The organism is Methanosarcina sp. A14 (assembly GCF_001729375.1).
GTDB classification, from domain to species: domain Archaea; phylum Halobacteriota; class Methanosarcinia; order Methanosarcinales; family Methanosarcinaceae; genus Methanosarcina; species Methanosarcina barkeri.
This window is the reverse complement of the sequence record NZ_LZPK01000091.1, coordinates 1-5,908: the sequence shown is the minus strand read 5'-3', so window position 1 is coordinate 5,908 and position 5,908 is coordinate 1. Positions and strand designations below refer to the sequence as shown.

Here is a 5,908-nt window from a genome sequence, read left to right as displayed (position 1 = left end):
GTAAATAATTAGTAACTCTAGCCAAGCAACTGTATGAGGTAAAAATGACCTGAAAGCATTATTCAGTCTTCTCTGAGCCAGGATCAAGATCTTAATTTTTGCCCATCAAAACTTTCTCCTTGATTTATATGTCAGACTTATGTCAATTAGTCAGCATTCCAGCGTGAAAGATGCTAACTCCCTCAACTGGGTGAAGTTTATTTTCTGTAAAAAGTAGTTAATTACTAATATAGAAACCCTTATAGGGTAAAAATTAGAGACTGATAAAACCATGGCCAGGGAAATTAGGATACTCCACACTGCAGACACGCATCTGGGATACAGGCAATATCACAGCGAGGTCCGGAGAAACGATTTTTTTGCAGCTTTCGAACTTGTTGTAAATGATGCGGTTGAGATGCAGGTAGATGCCGTAGTGCATGCGGGAGACCTTTTTGATTCAAGGAACCCGACCCTTGAAGACCTCCTTGATACAATAAATCTCCTGTCCAGACTGAAGGCGGCTGACATACCGTTTTTAGGAATTGTCGGGAACCATGAAAGCAAGCAGAATACCCAGTGGCTCGACCTTTTTGAGGAGATGGGACTTGCGGCAAGGCTCGGAAAAAAACCGCTTATGGTAGGTAATGCAGCCATCTACGGGATAGACAGTGTCCCGAAATCAAAAATTCCTATATTCGACTATTCAGGATTTGAGACGCCGGACTCTCCTGCCGTTTCCGACTCTTCTACTTCTTCCAATGATTCCACTTCTCCAACTCCTTGCACTTCGTCCATTTCGCCCACGTCTTCAACTTCTTCAACTCCCCCCAACCCATCTACTCCTTCTATCTCTTCTACTTCTTCTGCCTCTTCTACCTTATCCAGCCCTTCTAATCCTTCCATCTCTTCGATCCCTTCCTGCCCTGTGGTAAACGGCTGGAAACTGCTTGTAATGCACCAGATTATGAATCCTTTTCCATATGCGGAATGGGACTGCGATGAGGTGCTTGAAAACCTTCCTTTCAAGGTTGACGCAATTCTTCTTGGCGACTACCATGAACACTCAATAATCAAAAATAAAACCGGTGAGACCTGGATTACTTACCCTGGCAGTACGGAACGAAACAGTCTGTCCGAAAAGGAAGCCCGTTCCTACAATATTATTACGCTTTCCGAAAAAGGACTTGAAATTAGCAAACGCACGATTCCAACCCGTAAATTCCTTTCCATTCGAGTAGAGTTGAAAGGAGAGGACAAACCCTATGAACAGATATTTTCTAAAGTCGACGAATATCTGGAAGATATCCCTGAATCCGTGGTATTTCTGGAAATTTCAGGGGATTCGGGAGCAGTCCTGTCACAGAGCGAACTTGAGGAATACCTGCTTAATAAAGGGGCTCTCGTGTCAAACTTTGTAGACCGGAGAGCAAAGGAGTCCTTCCCGGAGGAAGGCTTAAAGGTAACCTTTTCTGATCCTGACCATGCCGTTGCAAGCGAGATCCGGAAAATGAGTTTAAACGACGGCGGGTTGATTATTGATGAAATTGTCCGGAGCCCTAATGTCTCAAAGTCAAGGGTAGATGAAGAAACCGAGGACCGTCTTTCGAAACTTATTGAAGCTAAAGCTATGGACTTCAAAAACCCTGAATTCAGGATAGAGATTCCCGCCAATTCGGCTAGTCCCGATGGTTCTGCCTACACTGCCAATGCTGCAAGTTCTGCCACCACTCCCGGACTTCTGGAATTTGAAGAAATAAACCCTGATGCTGTAGGGGAGGCTGGACTCGCCGGGAAAAACATGCAGGAGGGTATAGTTTCCGGCAAGCTTGAAATTACTGAACTTTCAGGAGTTCTGCGGACTTCAGACCGAATCAAGAATACTGAAAAAAAAGGTACTAAAAAAAGTACTGAGACCTCAAAGAGTACTGAGACCTCAAAGAGTACTGAGACCTCAAAGGACACTGAACCCTCAAAGAGTATTGAGATTTCAGCCATGAATCAGGATATTTCCGAATTGGCACCATTGGCACCAGCATCAAACTCGCAGTGTTCGTCTGATTCGGGGCTTTTGAAGCTGCCTGATTCGAGATCAACAGAGTTGAACAATAAGCCTGTAGCGCCTTCTGAATCGAATATCCAGCAGGAAACTTCCAGGACTCCAGTAAAAACTCCAGGAATTGAAACCGAGTTCGGAAAAGATAAAGATAACGAACCTGAAGTTAAACCTGAAATTCAAGCCGAAAGTAAATCTGAAATTAAACCTAAAAGCCGAGCCAAAAGTAAACCTGAAGTAAAACCTGAAAGTAAAACTGAAAGTAAAACTGAAAGCGAACTTAAAAGTAAACCTGAAGTTAAACCTGAAAGTCAAGACGAAAGTAAACCTGAAAGTAAACCTACTGAACCTGAAAGTAAACCTGAGAAGAAGAGTAGAAAGCAATCTGAGCCCGGAGTAAAAGGCAAACCTGTAAAGGAAAAAACAGACAAAACTGAAAAGCTGCCTGAAGAGGAACCTACAAGGGCTACGGAGCTAAACGAAAAAACGGGGAAAGCAGGGGCAAAAAAAGGAAGGAAAAAGACTGCTGTACCTCGACAGTATAACCTTGGTGATTACCTGTGAAGCTCAAAAACTTGCATATTGAAAACATCCGGAGTTATAAAAAACTGGATTTTACATTTGAAGACGGAGTTACAGTCATTTCCGGGGTGAACGGAAGCGGGAAGTCAAGCCTGCTTGAAGCATGTTTTATGGGGCTTTTCGGGAGCAAAATTCTTTCAAAGGACTTCGTGCTTGCAGATGTAATCTTCAAAGGAGCTGAAAATGCGAAAATAAACCTGGGTTTTGAGCATTTAGGACAGGATTATCTTATAGAACAGGCTTTCAGGTATTCTTCTAAAAGTGAGAGCGCTTCGAATTCGAAATGTGTGCTCTATGCCAATGGGGAAAGTATTGTCGATCAGGCTACACGGACTTACGAAGAGGTCTGTTCTCTTCTAAATATGGATGAAGAAGCGTACAGAAACTGCGCTTACATCAGGCAGGGCGAAATTGATGTACTCATTAACGCGAAACCAAAAGACAGGCAGCGAATGATCGACGGCTTGTTGCAGCTTGGAAAGCTCGAAGAATACAGGGAAAGAGCAGGAAGCGCAAAAACTGCTGTAAGAAGGCTTCAAAGGGACACGAGTAAAAGCCTTTCGAGCGTAAAAGCCGAAATTGAGGGGATTGAAAGTACAGAACCGCATGCTGTTTTGAATGGGCTCAAGCAGAAGATAAAGGAAAACGATACTATCTTAAAAAAATGTAATGAGAATAAAGAGGCTGCAGCCGCCCAGAAAGAAAAACTCGACCTTATGATCACAGAGCACAGGGAACATCTCCAGGAAATCCAGACTCTGAAACAGGTCCTGGCTAAGTCTCAGGAAGACAAGGCAGGCTGTATCCGGGAAAAAGAAAACTTCGCCAGAGAATCCCATGAACAAAGGCAGGCACTGCTCGGACTGGGAGAAGAGAATAAGCTTATTCGAGAAGAATGTGGGTTTGGGAACCTTGAGATTGAGGCTCTGAGCATGCAGCAGGAAAAAGAGGAGTTTCTTGCTAGGGAAAAGGTAAATGCGATCTCAAAAGAGCTTGCTCTTCTCCTCAGAGAGGAAGAAGTTCACACTCAGGCTCTACATGACCTTGAAAACGAAAAGGCTGAGACCGAACAGATTTTAAGGCAGTGCAGGGCAGATATTGGGACTACAAACGGGGCAATTGAAGAAAACAGAAAAAATATACTGAGAATCGAAGATGAGAGTAAAAAGCTAAAAGAAGCTGCAAAAGAAACTACAGGCTTCACGGACTCTTATGAGCTTCCTTTGTTTATAAATGAGCTGGAAGAAAAAGAAAGCCTTCTGCGCGAACGGAAAAACGAAGCCTCAACAAAACTTGCACTTGCTTTCAAAGAAAAAGAAACAGGAGACATAAATCTCCTCACGCTTGATAAGGAACTTCAAAACTCCAGGGTCGCAGTTAGGAAAAGTAAAACCGAGATAGAAATCCTTGAAGAGGATCTCAGGGAAAATGATAAGGCAGTTCTGGAAGTCAAGGAGCAAAAATCCGAAGCTTCTGCAGGGTTAAAAGGACTTGGCTTTACCGGAGAGCAGCTCGAAGACCTGGAGTACCTCAGCGAACTTCTGCTGGAAAACAAAAACAGGCTGCATGGGCGGGAAAAAGAGCTTGAAGCTACTGTCAGGGAGCTTGATAAAGTTATCCGTAAAAACCAGCAGCTACTTGCCGAAGGAAAATGCCCTACATGCGGGCAGGATCTTAAAGGCTCTGAAATTGCATGCACAACCGGGGAATCCGAACAGAAGAGAGAAAAACTTGCAGCAGAACTTCTTGATATAAAGCTCCAGCAAGCCGAAGTCGAGAAAAAACTTAATCGGCTCAAGGATGCCAAAAAGCTGGAGAAGCGAATTTCGGATTACGACCTGGAAACCGAAAGACTCAAAAATAAAGCAAAAGACCTGCAAGAAAGGATATCTATCCACAAAACCCGAACCGAGGAAGATTCCCTTAAACTTGAAGGGCTTAATAAACAAAAGGAAGAACTTGAGGCTAAAATGGGCAAGCTTCTTCCCGATATTAAAGCCCTGCAGGGATGGGAGGCGGCAGCTCAAAAAGCTCATGGTGAGAGTGAAAGAGTACTTCGAGAGGCAAAAGCCTTTGAGAAAAAGCTTGCTGAAAATACCTCGGAAATAGAGAGCCTGAACGGGAAAATCAGGACTTCCCTAGCACTGATCGAAAATTACGGGCAGAGACTTGGAGAGCTCAATGAGAAAATAAAAGGGCTTGCCGAACGAGAAACTCAGGAAAAGGAAAAACTCAAAACCCTGGAAATTGAGCTTGAAGCCCTGAGGAAAAAAGAAGCCATGGCAAAAGAAACCCATGAAGAAAGTTCAAAGCGTCTCTTGAAGACAAAAAAACTCGGAGCAAACCTGATACAGATGGATAACGTAAAGCACAAAATCTCCGAGCTTGAGGCTTCAATCAGGAACCTTGCCGAAAAAGTCGGCTTTTTTGACCGGGAAATCCTTGAAAGAAACGAGCGGGTAAAACAGCTTGAAGGAAAGCTACAAGGAAGCAGGTTCGAAGACCTTCAGTCAAAGCGTACCCAGCTTGAAGAATATCAGGCAAACCTTACTGAAAAAACCCGGCAAATAACGTCTACCAAAGATGCGCTCTTAAAAGAAGTGGGGATGGTTGAAAATAGTTTAAAACGCCGTAATGAGCTGAAAGAAGAACTAAAAGCCCTTGAGAACAGGAAGCAGTACCTCGAAGCCGTATATAGCAACGCCGAAGAGCTTGAGAGCATGTATATGCACGTTCGGGCGGATATGCGGACAAAAAACATTGGGGCTCTTTCGATCCTTTTGAATGAAATGTTCAACTTCATGTACACAAATAATGCTTATTCACATATCGAACTCGACCCGGAATATAACCTCACGGTTTATAGAAAAGACGGCACCCCCCTTGAACCAAAACTCCTTAGCGGAGGAGAACGTGCAATCTTTAACCTTGTCCTGCGCTGTGCGATCTACAGGCTTCTTGCTCTGGGTTTTGGCGGAGATAGGGCAGACGGGCTTCCCCCCATGATCCTTGACGAGCCTACAGTTTTCCTGGACCGCGGGCATATAAACCAGCTTTTGAAACTCATAGACATGATGCGCGGCATAGGCGTAGGCCAGATTATTGTGGTCTCCCATGATGAATCACTTATAGATTCGGCAGACCATGTCTTCCAGGTAGAAAAAGACCCTATTACCAATATGTCGTCTATTGTAAAACTTTAAGTTGACTATTTCCTTTTCAGCAGGCCTGTCGCGCAGTTAGCAAGTATGTCAGACAGGATTCATAAATATACCAGACCAGGGTCAAAAG

Annotated in this window: 2 protein-coding genes; both read left to right on the top strand. The window is 43.9% G+C overall.

The genetic code is table 11. The annotated features are described in order from the left end of the window. Nucleotides 1–271: 271 nt before the first annotated feature. Nucleotides 272–2,599: an exonuclease SbcCD subunit D gene (locus tag A9239_RS20765; RefSeq protein WP_052712669.1), complete on the top strand. Its 2,328-nt coding sequence runs from the start codon at nt 272–274 to the stop codon at nt 2,597–2,599. Beyond that, on the top strand, nt 2,596–5,820 hold the full coding sequence (locus A9239_RS05235; RefSeq protein ID WP_048119956.1) for a DNA double-strand break repair ATPase Rad50: 3,225 nt from the start codon (nt 2,596–2,598) through the stop codon (nt 5,818–5,820). The genes A9239_RS20765 and A9239_RS05235 overlap by 4 nt, the downstream gene beginning before the upstream one ends. Nucleotides 5,821–5,908: the final 88 nt, after the last annotated feature.

Excerpts from the sequence above, each read along its gene's own strand:
- A9239_RS20765 (WP_052712669.1), top strand. The coding sequence starts at position 272 with ATGGCCAGGGAAATTAGGATACTCCACACTGCAGACACGCATCTGGGA.